The organism is Streptomyces sp. NPDC086147, from assembly GCF_040702165.1.
GTDB lineage: Bacteria > Actinomycetota > Actinomycetes > Streptomycetales > Streptomycetaceae > Streptomyces.
In genome coordinates this window covers 122,492-138,504 of record NZ_JBFBJO010000011.1, presented here as the reverse complement: position 1 = coordinate 138,504, position 16,013 = coordinate 122,492, and the positions used below count along the sequence as shown (strand labels likewise).

At 72.8% G+C, this 16,013-nt stretch carries 14 protein-coding genes; 4 read left to right on the top strand and 10 right to left on the bottom strand.

Annotated features, from left to right (window positions below; translation table 11 throughout):
* Positions 1-58 precede the first annotated feature (58 nt).
* The 6 genes from pdxT to pgsA all read right to left on the bottom strand — a co-directional run bounded on the left by pdxT (position 59) and on the right by pgsA (position 5,224).
* The gene (gene pdxT, locus AB0398_RS23645; RefSeq protein ID WP_366377601.1) at positions 59-652 is read right to left on the bottom strand and encodes a pyridoxal 5'-phosphate synthase glutaminase subunit PdxT; all 594 of its coding nucleotides are present in this window, start codon (positions 650-652) and stop codon (positions 59-61) included.
* Between the two features lie 6 nt (positions 653-658).
* A complete protein-coding gene (gene pdxS / locus AB0398_RS23640; protein ID WP_121831719.1) occupies positions 659-1,573 on the bottom strand; it encodes a pyridoxal 5'-phosphate synthase lyase subunit PdxS in 915 nt (304 codons plus the stop codon).
* A 115-nt stretch (positions 1,574-1,688) separates the two neighbouring features.
* Positions 1,689-2,231, bottom strand: coding sequence for a hypothetical protein (locus AB0398_RS23635; protein WP_366377600.1), 543 nt, complete (start codon positions 2,229-2,231; stop codon positions 1,689-1,691).
* A gap of 178 nt (positions 2,232-2,409) precedes the next feature.
* Positions 2,410-3,564: a glycosyltransferase family 4 protein gene (locus tag AB0398_RS23630; RefSeq protein WP_366377599.1), complete on the bottom strand. Its 1,155-nt coding sequence runs from the start codon at positions 3,562-3,564 to the stop codon at positions 2,410-2,412.
* A complete protein-coding gene (locus AB0398_RS23625; RefSeq protein WP_366377598.1) occupies positions 3,561-4,565 on the bottom strand; it encodes a phosphatidylinositol mannoside acyltransferase in 1,005 nt (334 codons plus the stop codon). The genes AB0398_RS23630 and AB0398_RS23625 overlap by 4 nt, the downstream gene beginning before the upstream one ends.
* Positions 4,562-5,224, bottom strand: coding sequence for a phosphatidylinositol phosphate synthase (pgsA, locus tag AB0398_RS23620; RefSeq protein WP_366377597.1), 663 nt, complete (start codon positions 5,222-5,224; stop codon positions 4,562-4,564). The genes AB0398_RS23625 and pgsA overlap by 4 nt, the downstream gene beginning before the upstream one ends.
* 297 nt (positions 5,225-5,521) lie before the next feature.
* Between pgsA and AB0398_RS23615 the strand changes: the two genes are divergently transcribed.
* On the top strand, positions 5,522-7,759 hold the full coding sequence (locus tag AB0398_RS23615; protein WP_366377596.1) for an elongation factor G-like protein EF-G2: 2,238 nt from the start codon (positions 5,522-5,524) through the stop codon (positions 7,757-7,759).
* A 175-nt stretch (positions 7,760-7,934) separates the two neighbouring features.
* A complete protein-coding gene (locus AB0398_RS23610; protein WP_366377595.1) occupies positions 7,935-9,593 on the top strand; it encodes a hypothetical protein in 1,659 nt (552 codons plus the stop codon).
* A 68-nt stretch (positions 9,594-9,661) separates the two neighbouring features.
* On the opposite strand, the gene AB0398_RS23605 is transcribed toward AB0398_RS23610, so the two are convergent.
* The gene (locus AB0398_RS23605) at positions 9,662-10,225 is read right to left on the bottom strand and encodes an HIT domain-containing protein (protein WP_366377594.1); all 564 of its coding nucleotides are present in this window, start codon (positions 10,223-10,225) and stop codon (positions 9,662-9,664) included.
* A gap of 65 nt (positions 10,226-10,290) precedes the next feature.
* Here AB0398_RS23605 and AB0398_RS23600 point away from each other — a divergent pair, with 65 nt between their 5' ends.
* Positions 10,291-10,971: a potassium channel family protein gene (locus AB0398_RS23600; RefSeq protein ID WP_366377593.1), complete on the top strand. Its 681-nt coding sequence runs from the start codon at positions 10,291-10,293 to the stop codon at positions 10,969-10,971.
* Positions 10,972-11,054: 83 nt separating this feature from the next.
* Here AB0398_RS23600 and thrS read toward each other — a convergent pair whose 3' ends face one another.
* The 3 genes from thrS to AB0398_RS23585 all read right to left on the bottom strand — a co-directional run bounded on the left by thrS (position 11,055) and on the right by AB0398_RS23585 (position 15,141).
* Complete coding sequence (thrS, locus tag AB0398_RS23595; RefSeq protein WP_366377592.1) at positions 11,055-13,031, bottom strand: threonine--tRNA ligase; 1,977 nt, start codon at positions 13,029-13,031, stop codon at positions 11,055-11,057.
* A gap of 206 nt (positions 13,032-13,237) precedes the next feature.
* On the bottom strand, positions 13,238-14,575 hold the full coding sequence (locus AB0398_RS23590) for a hypothetical protein (RefSeq protein WP_366377590.1): 1,338 nt from the start codon (positions 14,573-14,575) through the stop codon (positions 13,238-13,240).
* Positions 14,575-15,141 carry a DUF4365 domain-containing protein gene (locus AB0398_RS23585; RefSeq protein WP_366377588.1) on the bottom strand — a complete coding sequence of 189 codons (567 nt, stop codon included), beginning with the start codon at positions 15,139-15,141 and terminating at the stop codon, positions 14,575-14,577. The genes AB0398_RS23590 and AB0398_RS23585 overlap by 1 nt, the downstream gene beginning before the upstream one ends.
* Before the next feature lie 121 nt (positions 15,142-15,262).
* On the opposite strand from AB0398_RS23585, the gene AB0398_RS23580 reads away from it, so the two are divergent.
* Positions 15,263-15,991: a 3'-5' exonuclease gene (locus tag AB0398_RS23580; protein ID WP_109187000.1), complete on the top strand. Its 729-nt coding sequence runs from the start codon at positions 15,263-15,265 to the stop codon at positions 15,989-15,991.
* Positions 15,992-16,013: the final 22 nt, after the last annotated feature.

The window sequence follows — 16,013 nt, the reverse complement described above, 5'->3', positions numbered from 1 at the left end:
CTGTCTCCTTCGCGTAACCCTTTTCTGAACGAACCCCAGAGATCCTACCGGGATCGGATCAGCCCGCCGCGCGCACCATGTCGACGAACAGGGCGTGGATGCGGTGGTCGCCGGTGAGTTCGGGGTGGAACGAGGTCGCGAGCGCCCGGCCCTGCCGTACGGCGACGACGTGTCCCTCGTGCTCGGCGAGGACCTCGACGTCCGCGCCGACCGACTCCACCCAGGGGGCCCGGATGAAGACGCCCTCGACGGGGCCGTCCTCGACGCCCGTGACGGTGACGCCGGCCTCGAAGGACTCGTTCTGCCGGCCGAAGGCGTTGCGGCGGACGATCATGTCGATGCCGCCGAAGGTCTCCTGGCCCGAGCGCGGGTCGAGGATCTTGTCGGCGAGCATGATCAGGCCGGCGCAGGTGCCGTAGACCGGCAGGCCGGCGGCGATGCGCTCGCGCAGCGGCTCCATGAGGCCGAAGAGCGCGGCCAGCTTGGAGATGGTGGTGGACTCACCACCGGGAATGACCAGGCCGTCGACCTCGGCGAGCTCCTCGGGGCGCCTCACCGGCCTGGCCACGGCGTCCGCCGCGGCCAGGGCGATCAGGTGCTCCCGTACGTCGCCCTGGAGGGCCAGGACACCAATCACGGGAGTGCTGCTCATCGGTGCTTACCAGCCCCGGTTGGCGTAGCGCTCGGCCTCGGGGAGGGTGTCGCAGTTGATGCCGACCATGGCCTCGCCCAGGTTGCGGGAGGCGTCCGCGATGACCTTCGGGTCGTCGTAGAAGGTGGTGGCCTTCACGATGGCGGCGGCGCGCTTGGCCGGGTCGCCCGACTTGAAGATGCCGGAGCCGACGAAGACGCCCTCGGCGCCGAGCTGGCGCATGAGCGCGGCGTCGGCGGGGGTGGCGACGCCACCGGCGGAGAAGAGGACGACCGGCAGCTTGCCGAGCTCGGCGACCTCCTTGACGAGCTCGTACGGGGCGCGCAGGTCCTTGGCGGCGGCGAACAGCTCGTTGTTGTCGAAGCCGCGCAGCCTGGCGATCTCGTTCTTGATCTGGCGCAGGTGGCGGACGGCCTCGACGACGTTGCCGGTGCCGGCCTCGCCCTTGGAGCGGATCATGGCCGCGCCCTCGGCGATGCGGCGCAGGGCCTCGCCCAGGTTGGTGGCGCCACAGACGAAGGGGGTGGTGAAGGCCCACTTGTCGGAGTGGTTGACCTCGTCGGCCGGGGTGAGGACCTCGGACTCGTCGATGTAGTCGACGCCGAGGGACTGGAGGACCTGGGCCTCGACGAAGTGGCCGATGCGGGACTTGGCCATCACTGGGATGGAGACCGCGCCGATGATCTCCTCGATCATGTTCGGGTCGGACATGCGGGCCACGCCGCCGTCCTTGCGGATGTCCGCGGGGACCCGCTCCAGGGCCATGACGGCCACGGCGCCGGCGTCCTCGGCGATCTTCGCCTGCTCGGCGTTGACCACGTCCATGATCACGCCGCCCTTGAGCTGCTCGGCCATGCCGCGCTTCACGCGCGCGGTGCCGGTCTCGGGGGACGAGGAGGGGGTGGAAGGCGTGGTGGACACGGATACCTCACTGGTGACAACGGGGGTTGACGACAGAGACGAGGAAACAGTCCACTCGCGGGCCACGGCAAGGGCCAATGTGGACCCGGTGGCTCGTTTTCGCAGGTCGAAAGGATCAAGCCGGGCGATCGGCAAGGGCCACCGGGGGTTCGTCGTCCATTTCGAAGGCCAGTGGGAAGGGGGCGTGGCCCGCGAGCCGGAGCCAGCGGACCGTGCGGTGGCGGCGCAGGGCGCGGGCGGCCCGTACGGCGTCGTTGTGGAAGCGGCGGGCCATCGGCACCCGGCGCACGGCCTGCGCGAGCTCCCCCGCGGCCTCCTCGCCGCCGGGGGCCTCCCGTACGAGGTCCATCTGCTCGGGCTCGCCGAAGACGGCCCGCAGCGCCTGGCTGAGCTCGCTCTCGGCGACCTCCCGCTGTTCCTCCTCGGCCTGCCGGGCGGCGTGCGCGGCCTCGTAGAGCACGATCGAGGCGGCCGGGTCGAGGATCCCGGAGGTGGCCAGCTCCTGGGTGACCGAGGCCCGGCGCAGCAGCTGGGCGTCCAGGGCCGCGCGGGCGGCGTCGATGCGCGAGTGCAGCCGGTCGAGCCGCCCGGCGGTCCAGCTGAGGTAGACGCCGATGACGATCAGCGCGACGACGGTCCAGATCAGGGTTTGGGTCACGGGCGCACAGGCTACCGGGGCGGTGGCGGCACGCCTTCCCGAAGGGCGTGGTCGTGGGCGGAGGGCAGGCCCCGGAGGACGCCCGGCCGCGGCCCGGACGGGGGCACGCACGCGCGTAGGTGAAGCCTCGGCGTCCGGGCCGCCGAAAGGCGGGCCGGGGCCGGAGGCCCCGGGCTCCCTACAGCCCCAGCCGTGCCCGCAGGCCGCCCGCGCGTTCGTCCGTGTCCACGGCCGCCGCGCCGTCCGTGACGGTCTCGTAGACCGCGAGGACGTCCGCGCCGACGGTGGACCAGTCGAAGCGGCGGACGTGGGCCGAGCCGCGGGTGCTCAGCTCCTTGCGGCGCTCCTCGTCGCCCAGGAGGCGGATCGCCGCGTCCGCGAGGGCGCCGGCGTCCTCGTTGGCGAAGAGTTCGCCCGCGCCGCCCTGGTCCAGGACCTGGGCGAAGGCGTCCAGGTCGGCGGCGAGCACGGGCGCGCCCGCCGACATCGCCTCGACGAGGATGATGCCGAAGCTCTCGCCGCCGGTGTTGGGCGCCACGTACACGTCGACGCTGCGCAGCAGCCGCGCCTTGTCCTCGTCGCTGACCATGCCGAGGAACTCCACCCGGGACCGCATCTCGCGCGGCAGCGACGCCACCGCCTCCTCCTCGTCGCCGCGCCCGGCGACCAGGAGCCGCGCCCCGGGCCGCTCCGTGAGGATGCGGGGCAGTGCCTTCATGAGGACGGGCAGGCCCTTGCGGGGCTCGTCGATCCGGCCGATGAAGCCGAGGGTCTCGCCCTGCCACTCCTTCTTCGGCTCGGCGCGGGCGAAGAAGTCCACGTCGACGCCGTTGGGGATGACGACGGCGTCGCCGCCGAGGTGCTCCACGAGCGTGCGCCGCGCGTACTCGCTCACCGCGATCCGCGCGCTGATCTTCTCCAGGGCGGGCTGGAGGATCGGGTACGCGGCGATCATCGCCCGCGAGCGCGGGTTCGAGGTGTGGAAGGTGGCCACGATCGGCCCCTGCGCCGCCCAGCAGGTGAGCAGCCCGAGCGACGGCGAGGTCGGTTCGTGGATGTGGACGACGTCGAAGGCGTTGTCGTGCAGCCAGCGGCGCACCCGCGCGGCGGACAGGAAGCCGAAGTTGAGCCGGGCCACCGAGCCGTTGTACGGCACGGGGACGGCCCGCCCGGCCGAGACCACGTACGGCGGCAGCGGGGTCTCGTCGTCGGCGGGGGCCAGGACGGAGACCTCGTGGCCGAGCCGGATCAGGTGCTCGGCCAGGTCGCGGATGTGGAACTGGACGCCGCCCGGCACGTCCCAGGAGTACGGGCAGACGATCCCGATCTTCACGCCGCCCCGCCCTCTCTCCCGCCCGGAGCCCGCTCGCCCGGAGCCCGCTCAACCGAAGCACGCTCATCCGCAGCCCGCTTCTCCGGGCCCCGCTCCTCCGGCTCCCGCTCCTCCAGGTCCGCGAGCCACAGCCGTTGCAGCATGTGCCAGTCCTCCGGGTGGTCCGCGATGCCCTCGGCGAAGGCGTCGGCGAGGGCCTGGGTCATGACGGCCGTCTTCTCCGCCCGCGTACCCGCGTCGGGCACGTCCACCGGTGGGTGGACCCGGCCCTTCATGACCGGCGTGTCGTCGTACCAGAGCGTCACCGGCAGCAGCAGGGCGCCCGTCTGCTGGGCGAGTATCGCCGGGCCCGCCGGCATCCGCGCGATGTCCCCGAAGAACGTGACCTCGGTGCCGGAGGCCGATAGGTCCCGGTCCGCGACCAGGCAGACGAGCCCGCCGGCCCGCAGCCGCCGCGCCAGCCTGCCGAAGGCGGAGCCGCCGGTGTGCGGCACGACCTCCATGCCCAGGGACTCGCGGTAGGCGACGAACCGGTCGTACAGCGACTCCGGCTTCAGCCGCTCCGCGACCGTGGTGAACGGCAGTCCGAGCACGCGGGTCGCCCACACGCCCGCGAGGTCCCAGTTGGCCAGGTGCGGCAGGGCGAGGACGACGCCGCGCCCGGAGGCGAGGCCCTCCTTCAGATAGTGGATGTCCTTGATGTCTATCCCGCGCTCGACCCGCTCCTTGCTCCAGGTCGGCAGCCGGAAGGACTCCATCCAGTACCGCATGTACGAGCGCATGCCGGCCCTCGACAGCTCGGCGAGCCGCTCGGGCGTGGCGTCCGGCACCACGCGCGCGAGGTTGGACTCCAGGCGCAGGACGCTCTTGCCCCGCCGCTTCCACGCGACGTCGGCGATCCGCCGGCCGAGGCCCGCGGCCACCGGCTCGGGAAGCTTCTTCACGGTCGCCCAGCCGAGCCCGTACAGGCCGTCGCTCAGCCGGTCCTTGAGGTCGCTCACGACGCCGCCCCGCTTCCCCCGGCCGCGGCGGCGTCCGCCTCGGCCGACTCCCGCCGCACGGTGACCACCCGCTGCCCCAGGGTGACCGCGCTGCCGGCGGCCACGATCCACAGCGCGATCGGCAGCAGCACCTGGATGCCGGGGACGCCGAAGGCGTGCAGTCCGGCGAGTCCGGCGGCGACCAGGGAGATCACGAGCCGCTCGGCGCGCTCGACCAGGCCGTTGACGGCGACCGGCAGGCCGATCGACTCGCCGCGGGCCTTGGTGTACGAGACGACCTGGCCGCTCGCCAGGCAGAAGATCGACACGGCGCACATCACGTTGTCGTCGCCCTTGCCGGCGTACCAGAGCGCGAAGCCGCCGAAGATCGCGCCGTCGGCGACCCGGTCGAGCGTCGAGTCGAGGAAGGCGCCCCAGCGGCTGGAGATGCCCGCCTGCCGGGCCATGTTGCCGTCGACGAGGTCGGAGAAGACGAACAGGGTAATGACGATCGTGCCCCAGAAGAACTCTCCGCGGGGGAAGAAGACCAGCGCACCGGCCATCACCCCCGCCGTGCCGATGAGCGTGACCGCGTCGGGGCTGACGCCCCTGCGGAGCAGAAACGCGGCGAACGGTGTGAGGACACGCGTGAAAAAGGCACGCGCGTACTTGTTCAGCATGGCCTTCCCGAGGTTCGGTGGGCCGCGCGGCCCCTACGACCACCGGCCCGCCCATCGTAGTCACCGGTGCCCCCGGCTACCGGCGGGTACCCGCCCCGCCGCGTCGACGTCCCCCCGGGAGCGCGGCGGACGCGGTGCGCGGGCCCCCGACCGATGGACGCGCCCCGGTGTCGGTGCCAAGCTCGAAGGACCACCGCAAAGGCACCGCGGGCACCGCGGAAGCCGCACCACCGCGACACGCCACTCCCCCGCGCCCGCGTCCCGCCGCACCGTGCGAGCAGTCGGGAGGAACACGTCATGGGTGACAGGGCGAAGACACCCGCCGGGGCCGCCGGCAGGGCTCCGACGGCCGACCGGCCCTCGGACATACGGAACGTGGTGCTGGTCGGCCACAGCGGATCGGGCAAGACGACGCTCGTCGAGGCCCTCGCGCAGACCGCGGGCGCGCTCAACCGGGCCGGACGCGTCGAGGACGGCGGCACGGTCTCGGACCACGACGAGATCGAGCGGCGCCGCCACCGCTCCGTCCAGCTCTCGCTCGTCCCGGTCGGCTGGGACGGCCGCAAGATCAATCTGATCGACACCCCCGGGTACGCCGACTTCGTCGGGGAGCTGAGGGCCGGTCTGCGCGCGGCGGACGCGGCCCTCTTCGTCGTCTCGGCCGCTCAGGAGGCCGACGCCGTCGCCGCCTCCACGCGCGCGATCTGGGAGGAGTGCGCCGCCGTCGGCATGCCCCGCGCCCTCGTCGTCACCCACCTCGACACGGCCCGCACCGGCTTCGCGGAGCTGACCGAGGTCTGCGCCGGGCTCTTCGGCCGCGACGACCCGGACGCCGTCCTCCCCCTCTACCTGCCCGTGCACGGCCCCGAGGCCGCCGACGGGCACGCGCCCGCGACCGGCCTGATCGGCCTGCTCTCGGAGCGGATCCTCGACTACTCCACGGGGGCGCGGCGGGAGGAACCGCCCGACGAGGGCCGGCGGGAGCTCATCGCGGAGGCCTGCGCCCGGCTCATCGAGGGGATCATCGCCGAGAGCGAGGACGAGACCCTGATGGACCGCTACCTCGGCGGCGAGCCGATCGACCCGGGGATCCTCGTCGGCGACCTGGAGAAGGCCGTCGCCCGGGGCGCCTTCCATCCGGTCCTCGCGGCCGCCCCCGCCGCCGAGGGCGGCACGCAGGGCCTCGGCACCGTCGAACTCCTGGACCTGATCACCCGCGGCTTCCCCTCCCCCCTGGAGCACGGGCCGCGCGCCGTCACCACCCCCGACGGCCGGCCCCGGCCCGCGGTCACCTGCGACCCCGAGGGCCCCCTGGTCGCCGAGGTCGTCAAGACCGCCGCCGACCCCTACGTGGGCCGGATCTCGCTCCTCCGGGTCTTCTCCGGCACCCTGCGCCCCGACGAGACCGTCCACGTCTGCGGACACGGGCTCACGGACCGGACGAGCCCCGCCCCCGGCTCCGCCCACGACGAGCAGGACCTCCACGAGGCCGACGACCGGATCGGCGGGCTCACCTCCCCCTTCGGCAAGCAGCAGCGCCCCATGGCGCACTGCGTCGCCGGGGACCTGGCCTGCGTCGCCCGCCTCGGGCACGCGGAGACCGGGGACACCGTCTCCGCCAAGGACGAACCGCTCCTGATGGAGCCCTGGACCCTGCCCGAACCGCTGCTGCCGCTCGCCGTCCGGGCCCACGGCAAGGCCGACGAGGACCGGCTCTCCCAGGGCCTCGCCCGGCTGGTCGCCGAGGACCCGGCCCTGCGGCTCGAACAGAACCCGGACACCGGGCAGATGGTTCTGTGGTGCCTGGGCGAGGCCCACCAGGACGTCGCCCTGGAACGCCTCCGCGAACGCCACGGCGTCCGGGTCGACGCCGTGCCGTACAAGGTGGCGCTGCGCGAGACCTTCGGCGGCGCCGCCTCGGGCCGCGGCCGGCACGTCAAGCAGTCCGGCGGCCACGGCCAGTACGCCATCTGCGAGATCGACGTGGAGCCGCTGCCGCCGGGCAGCGGCGTCGAGTTCGTCGACAAGGTGGTCGGCGGCGCGGTCCCGCGCCCCTTCGTCACCTCCGTCGAGAAGGGCGTACGGGCCCAGGCCGCGCGCGGGATCGCCACCGGCCACCCGCTCGTCGACGTCCGGGTCACCCTGCGCGACGGCAAAGCCCACTCCGTCGACTCCTCCGACGCCGCCTTCCAGACGGCCGGCGCCCTCGCCCTGCGCGAGGCGGCCGCCGACGTCCCCGTCCGCCTCCTGGAACCGGTGGACGAGGTCGGGGTCCTCGTCCCCGACGAGTACGTCGGCCCGGTCATGAGCGACCTGTCGGGACGGCGCGGCCGCGTCGTCGGCACCGACCGGGCGGGCCCGGGGCGGACCCTCGTGCGGGCCGAGGTGCCGGAGGCCGAGATCGTGCGGTACGCGATCGACCTGAGGTCCGTGTCGCACGGCACCGGACGGTTCGACCGCACGTACGCCCGGCACGAACCGATGCCGCCCCAGGTGGCGGAGAAGTTCAGGCAACAGACCGAGAGCAGCTCCTAGTTGACGGCACAACAGCCGTGGCCGCATGCTCCGCCGCCGCGGGGCGGGCGGCATTCGGCCGTCCCCCCGCGCTCCGGTGACGCGCCGGGCGGTACCCGGTTACGCTGGGGTGCCCAGCTCAGAAGGTGTGCGGGGCACCGCAGTTGGGAAACAGCCCGCACAGGGACTCGGCGCGATGGGGGCGGCAGTGACGATGGACGGTTTCGGTCTCGGGGCGCAGATCCCCCTCCAGGGCTCGGACGGGCAGACGGCGGCGACCCACGCCCTCGCCTCCGCCGCGTACCGCGACGGCCCCGTCGACAAGATCCTGGAAGCCGACAACGAGCTGTACAAGTCGAAGGTCACCCCGGGCAAGTGGCACAAGCTCTTCCGCCCCGACCTCGGCGAGGCCTTCTCCCGCGCCGTCCAGGTGCGGATGCTCGGCGGGGCCCGCGGCTCCCTCGTCCAGTCCTTCGGCGTGGAGCCCCAGCCGGTGGTGGTCCACTGCCTCGCCGCCAACCGCATCCGCAAACAGCGGGACGTGAAGCTGACGCTGATCACGCTCGTCTGCGGGGTCCTCTTCCTGCCCGGCCTGCTGCTCTGGCTCGGCGTCATCCAGCTCCGCCGGTTCGCCGCCGGCTCCGACAACAGGCGCACCGGCTTCCTCGGCACCGCCGTGCTCGTCGCCGCCGGGTTCCTCGCCCTGCTCGTGATGTTCAAGCTGCCCTTCGCCGGAATCCTGCCGACCTATCTGCGCGCCATGCTGGTGGCCCCGGTCATCGGCTGGTTCCTCGCCCGCCGCGTAGTCGAGAGGACCGCCGTCGAGCTGCGCGAGCGCTGGAGCGCCCTGCTCGGCGGCGGCGGCATCGGCGCCAAGATCCCCGAGGCGGCGCCCCGGGACCCGGGCGAGAAGGCCGCCGAGGAGCTCCGCCAGAACCTGGAGAAGCTCTCCGCCGAGCAGCAGTCCAACGTCGTGTTCTACGCCGGCCCCAAGGGCATCCTCGGCCTGGGCACCCGCTGGGGCAGCTGGACGCTCGCCGAGGAGCTGGTCCCGGTGGCGGGCAAGGAGATGCACGACTTCCGCGCCTGGGACGTCGTCCGCAAGATCCACGAGCAGCTCACCCTCCTGGAGCGCGGCTCCCTCAAGACCGGCTTCCCCAAGCCGACCGTGAAGCACTGGATCGTCGTCCCGGTGGGCGAGGGGGCCGACTCCGTCAGCCGCCCCGAGGGCGACAACATCGTGCACTACCAGGTGAAGCCCCACGAGATACAGCGCATCTGCAACGACCAGCAGTTCGGCGCGGGCAACCGCCACTACCTCGGCGTGCAGTTCACCCTCTGGGACGGGAACCTCGTCCTCACCATGACGGTCACCGTGACCTCGCTCCACCACACGCTCCGCGTCGAGGTCACCGGCCACGCCCTCGGCCCCGTCCACGGCCTCTTCGGCGAGAAGCCGGCCGCCAAGAGCAAGGTGGTCTCCAAGTCCGTCCGCTTCTGGGAGACCCGCGAGGTCAAGCTGCCGCTGACCACCACCGACGACGTCGTCCGCACGGCCGTCCGCGCCCCGTTCACCTGGTTCCCGCCGGTCCTGGAGTTCCTCGGCGGCAAGCTCGTCCTGCCGGAGCCCTTCGGCCTGCGCCACGTCTGGGCCGGGCCGCTCTGGAAGAACCGCTTCATGGCCGACGACGCCATCCGCATGGCGACGCCGGTGCTGCGCGCGGTCCACAACGCCACCATCAAGGTCCTCGACGAGCACAACGTCGACACCGAGCGCTTCACCAACCGCTCGCTCGTCCTCAGCGGCGGCGCCCAGGAGGCGAGCCCCCGGAAGGCCGACGTCTACGACGCCTGACCGGCCCGTACGGCAAGAGGACCCGGACCCCGATCGCGTACGGGGGCCGGGTCCTCTCGTCGTACGGCTCAGATGCCGGCCGGCCAGGCGTCGGCCAGCATCTTCCGGGTGTCCGCGAGCAGCTGCGGCAGCACCTTCGTGTGCCCGACGACCGGCATGAAGTTGGTGTCCCCGCCCCAGCGCGGCACCACGTGCTGGTGCAGGTGCGCGGCGATGCCGGCGCCCGCCACCGTGCCCTGGTTCATGCCGATGTTGAACCCGTGCGCGCCGGAGGCCGCTCGCAGCGCCACCATCGCCCGCTTCGTGAAGTCGGCCAGCTCCGCCGTCTCCGCCGCGCCCAGGTCCGTGTAGTCGGCGACGTGCCGGTAGGGGACGACCATGAGGTGACCGCCGTTGTACGGGTACAGGTTGAGGACCGCGTACACGCTCTCGCCGCGCGCGATCACCAGGCCGTCCTCGTCCGACGCCGAGGGGATCGAGCAGAACGGACAGCCGTCCCCGGCACCCGGCCCGGTCGGCTTGTTCTCGCCCTGGATGTACGCCATCCGGTGAGGCGTCCACAGGCGCTGGAACGCGTCCTGCGTCCCCACTCCGATCTGCTGCTCCGGCTCAGTCGTCATGCCGTGCAGCATATTGCGTCGTCCGTTCGGAACGTGTCGCCGGGGCGACGCATCCGTCCGCCGTCCATGCTGGTGCGATGAGCGACAGGCCACCGAAACCGTCCCGGCTGGAGCACTGGGACCGCCGCATGGAGATCCCGCTCGCCGTGGCCTCCTTCGCCTTCCTCTGCGCCTACGCCGTCCACGTCCTCGCCCGCGGCCTCCAGGAGGTCTGGCACGACGTCTGCCTCTCGGTCACCCTCGGCTCCTGGACCTTCTTCGTCGTGGACTACCTGGTACGGCTCCGGCTGAGCGGTCTCGCCCCGCACCGCTTCCTGCGCACCCACCTCCTCGACACCCTGGTCGTGCTCCTCCCCCTGCTGCGCCCCCTGCGCATGGTGAACCTGTACGGCAGGGTCCAGCGCCGCCACGGTCCGAGGCTCAGCCTCTACGGACGCGTGATGGTCTACTCGGGCCTCAGCGTGTCCCTGCTCGGCTTCGCGGGGTCGCTTACGGTCTACCACTACGAGGTGGACGCCCCCGGGGCGACGATCGTCACCTTCGGCGACTCGGTGTGGTGGGCCTGCGCGACGCTGGCGACGGTGGGGTACGGGGACGTGTCCCCGGTGACCCCGGTCGGCCGGGTGACGGCGGTGGGCCTGATGGCCTGCGGCCTGGCGCTGCTGGGAGCGGTGACGGGTTCGTTCTCGTCCTGGCTGATCCAGGCGTTCACGCGGGAGGACGAGAAGAGGCCCCCGGGGAGCTCCCCGGGGGCCTAGCCCCGCATGGGCGGGGAGCACAACCGCTGTCCCCGATTCTGCATCTCATGCATCGGGCCACCCCCGCTCACGCGGGGACCACATCACACCTGGACGCGGCTCTCCACCACGTCGACGAGCTTCGCCAGCGCCGCGTCACGCGGGATGCCGTTCTCCTGCGAGCCGTCGCGGTAGCGGAAGGAGACGGTGCCGGCCGCCATGTCGTCGTCACCGACGATGATCATGAACGGAACCTTCTGCTTCTGCCAGGTCCTGATCTTCTTCTGCATCCGGTCCGAGGACGCGTCCACGTCGACCCGAAGGCCCAGCTTCTTCGCCTCGGCGGCGAAGTCCTGGAGGTACTCGACGTGCGAGTCGCCGATCGGGATGCCGGCCGCCTGCACGGGCGCCAGCCACGGCGGCATCGCGCCCGCGTAGTGCTCCAGGAGCACCGCGAAGAACCGCTCGATCGAGCCGAACAGCGCGCGGTGGATCATGACCGGACGCTGCTTGGTGCCGTCCGGCGCGGTGTACTCCAGGTCGAAGCGCTCCGGCAGGTTGAAGTCGAGCTGCACGGTCGACATCTGCCAGGTGCGGCCGATGGCGTCCCGCGCCTGCACCGAGATCTTCGGGCCGTAGAACGCGGCGCCGCCCGGGTCGGGGGTCAGCGGGAGGCCCTGCTTCTCGGCGACCTGCTGGAGGACCGCGGTGGCCTCCTCCCACGCCTCGTCCGAGCCGACGAACTTGGTCTCGTCCTTGGTGGACAGCTCCAGGTAGAAGTCGGTCAGACCGTAGTCGCGGAGCAGGTCCAGGACGAAGGTGAGGGTCCGGTCCAGCTCCTCCGCCATCTGCTCGCGGGTGCAGTAGATGTGCGCGTCGTCCTGGGTGAAGCCGCGGGCCCGGGTCAGACCGTGGACGACGCCGGACTTCTCGTACCGGTACACGGTGCCGAACTCGAACAGCCGCAGCGGCAGCTCGCGGTAGGAGCGGCCGCGCGCGTCGAAGATCAGGTTGTGCATCGGACAGTTCATGGGCTTGAGGTAGTAGTCCACGCCCTCGTCGAGCTGCATGGGGGGGTACATGCCCTCGGCGTACCAGTCGAGGTGGCCCGACTTCTCGAACAGCTTGCCCTTGGTGGCGTGCGGCGAGTAGACGAACTCGTAGCCCTCCTGCTCGTGCCGCTTGCGCGAGTAGTCCTCCATGACCCGGCGGATGATGCCGCCCTTGGGGTGGAAGACCGCGAGGCCGGAGCCGATCTCGTCCGGGATCGAGAAGAGGTCGAGCTCGTTGCCCAGCTTGCGGTGGTCGCGCTTCTCGGCCTCGGCGAGGAAGTCGAGGTGCGCCTTCAGCTCGTCCTTCGACGGCCAGGCGGTACCGTAGATGCGCTGGAGCATCGGGTTCTTCTCGCTGCCGCGCCAGTAGGCGGCCGCGTTCCGCATCAGCTTGAACGCCGGGATGTTCCGGGTGGTCGGCAGGTGGGGACCGCGGCAGAGGTCCTTCCAGCACAGCTCGCCGGTCTTGGCGTCGAGGTTGTCGTAGATGGTCAGCTCGCCGCCGCCCACCTCGACGTTCGCGCCGTCGTCGGTCGACGCGGAGCCCTTGATGCCGATGAGCTCCAGCTTGTACGGCTCGTCGGCGAGCTCCTCGCGGGCGGCCTCGTCGGAGACCACGCGGCGGGCGAACCTCTGCCCGCGCTTCTGGATCTCCTGCATCTTCTTCTCGATGACCTTGAGGTCCTCGGGGGTGAAGGGCCGGTCGACGTCGAAGTCGTAGTAGAAGCCGTCCCGGACCGGCGGGCCGATGCCCAGCTTGGCCTCGGGGAAGAGCTCCTGCACGGCCTGGGCCATGACGTGGGCGGTCGAGTGGCGCAGGATGTCGAGACCGTCCGGGGAGGAGATCTCGACGCCCTCGACGACGTCGCCGTCGGCGAGCTCGTACGACAGGTCCTTCAGCTCACCGCCGACGCGGGCGGCGACGATCGTACGGTCGTCGGCGAACAGGGCGCCGGCGGTGGTGCCCGCGCTCACCGCCCTCTCCTCTGCTTCCGAGGCGGACTGGACGGTCACACGGACATCAGACACTGGTGCTCCATACATCGGGGCGCCGGCAGACACGAGGTGCCGGCACCAACGGTGCGCGACAGAGACGAGGTGCCGCGCACCGTCGATCCTACGGGCTGCGCCGGACGCCCGTCCTCGGCGTTTCCCTGCTCCGCCGACGCCCGTCCCCCGGCGTTTCCGGGATCCGCCCACGCCCGTCCCCCGGCGTTTCCGGCGCCTGCCCGGCCTCAGTCCTCCGGCCCGCAGGCCTCCTCGAAGAAGTCGAGGTTCTCGTGGAGCGCCTTCATCAGGCGGTCCCGCTCCGCCTCGTCGACCTGGACGGGGACGACCTCGGAGGCGTCGGTGAGACGGCGGAAGCCGCCCCGGCTCTCCAGCCGGCCGGAGACCCGGATCGGGAGCCCGACGAGGTGGGCGTGGCCGGCGGTGCGGTACGCCTCCTCGTCGAGGGTGACGCGGACGTGCGGGACCTCGGCCCCGCCGAGGACGCGGAGCCGGACGGTGCCCTCGCCCCGGGGTCCGGAGCGGCGCATGCGCACGACGGCGCCGGTGAGGCGGACCGGCACGGAGGGCTCGCCGGTCCGGTAGCGGGCGCTCGCCCCGCGCAGGGCGGGCAGGTCGCCGGGCGAGAACTCGACCGGTTCGGGCCGGGTGGCGCACCCGTCGGGCGGCCCGGCGGCCGGGGCCCACTCCAGGGCGACGCGGGCGCCCTCGGTGCCCCGGACGAGGGCGACGAGGGCCTCGGTCAGTTCGCGGCTGACGCCCGCCCCGACGGCGGCGTCGAAGGCCTCCATGCGGCCGGTGGCCCGCTGGTAGTCGACGGCCTCGCGGGCCGCGTGGAGGGCGTGGTGGAGCCGGACGGCGATCGGGCGGCCCGGTTCGACGGGCAGGAAGGCGGTGAGGGCGCGCCCGCCGGGGGACGCGCCGACGAGGACGCTCTCCAGGGAGGCCTGGGCGGGGCGCCGGTGCCGGGCGCCGTAGTAGCCGGCCCGGCCGCGCACGGCGAGGGCGCCGGCGAGGAGGAGCTGGCGGGCGGCCGATCCGAGCTGTTCCCGCACGGTCCAGGGGACGGTGCCGGCGGGGCCCGGGGGCACGTCGCGCCACCAGCGGATCTCGTCGCTGGGCACGGCGAGGCCGGTGAGGACCTCGCGGGCGGAGGGCGCGGCGCTGTGGGCGAGGGCGGCGAGGGCCTCGGCGAGCAGGTCCTCGCAGTCCGGGAAGGCGCGGCTCTCCGGGACGAGGAGGCTCGTGCCGGTGCCGGTGCCGGGCGGGGTCCAGCGGCCGTAGCGGCCGGCCGCGCCGCCGCGCCGCCGCCAGCCGTGACGGGCGAGCAGGGCGCCGAGGACCCGCGGGTCGACGCGGTCGGGGTCGGGCGCGCCGGGGACGTCGGCCCAGGGGCCGGCGGAGGGGTCGGGCCGGGGCGCGGGGGCGCCGGGCCGGGGTCCGGGGGTGTCGCCGGTCACCGGGTGGGGGCGGTAGGGCGGGGGGACGGGGCCGTACCCGGCGCCGTCCCCTCCTCCCCCGTGCCCCTCCCGCTCGTATCCCGGGTCGTCGATCGGTCGGTGCATCAGGGTCTCCCTCCCACCCCGACCCGGGTCATGATGTCGCAGAGCGCCCGGTCGTCGAAGATCCGTGTCGTCGGGATGCGCACGGTGGTCCGGCGCCGTCCCGTGACCGGGTGTCCGGCCAGGTTGGTCCAGTAGCAGCAGTGCCTCAGGTCGAGCCCGTCGTGGTCCGCCCTCAGCCAGTCGTCCCGGGACCTCGGGACGAGCATCACGACCAGGATCTTGTGCACGGACACGGGGGTCCGGGCGAGCTTCACCAGGTGGTCGTTGTCCAGGGTGAAGGAGAACGCGCTCCCCCGGGGGCGCGGCGGTATCTGGTAGGTGCACTTGAGCTGCACCTTGATGGTCACCTCGTCGTCGACGGTGTGGCCGGGGGCGCTGTGGCTCACGTGCCAGTCGATGCCGTTGTCCGGAAAGGGCTGGGACAGCGAGCAGCCCGCCGCGGCGGCGACGGCGTGCAGGTATCCCACCTGGAGGGTCTCCATGCAGGCGGTGGTGGCGAGTGAGCCGCGCGTCGGAGCCGCCCGCTGGGGCGGCAGCCCTCCCGACTCGGGCTGGGCGAGCGCCATGTCGTCTTCCTTCCCCGTCCCTTCTGTTGTGACCGGTCCGCGTACGGCGCAAACAGTCCGGGTATCACCGTTTCGGGGCAGGGGGTTGGCCATCTGCCGCACGTGTGCAGGGAGTTCGGGGATGACGATGCACTGGTACGAAGGGCCCCTGGCGGCTTTCGACACGGAGACGACGGGAATCGACGTCGAGGGGGACCGGATCGTCTCGGCCGCCCTCGTCGTGCAGGACACGGCCGGGGCGCGTCCGCGGGTGACGCGGTGGCTGGTGAACCCGGGCATACCGGTGCCCGCGGAGGCCACCGCCGTGCACGGCCTGACGGACGATCACCTCCAGCGGAACGGCCGGTGGCCGGCTCCGGTGATGGAGGAGCTGGGGCGGGCGCTGTCCGAGCAGATCGCGGCGGGGCGTCCGCTGGTGGTGATGAACGCGCCGTTCGACCTGACGCTCCTGGACCGGGAGTTGCGGCGGCACCGGGCCTCGACGCTGGACCACTACCTGGCGGGCGCGCCGCTGTGCGTGCTCGACCCGCGGGTCCTGGACAAGCACCTGGACCGCTACCGGAAGGGGCGCAGGACGCTGACGGACCTGTGCGCCCACTACGAGGTGGAGCTGACGGGGGCGCACGACGCGGCGGCGGACGCGACGGCGGCGATGGACGTCGTACGGGCGGTGGCGCGGCGCTTCTCGTCCCGGCTCGAACGGCTGACGCCGGCGGAGCTGCACACGCTCCAGGCGGTGTGGCACGCGGCCCAGGCGCGCGGGCTCCAGGCGTGGTTCGCGCGGCAGGGGACGCCGGAGACGGTGGACCCGTCGTGGCCGCTGCGTCCGGAGCTGCGCGCGGCGGCGTGATCCGCGGGGCGTGCCCGCAATG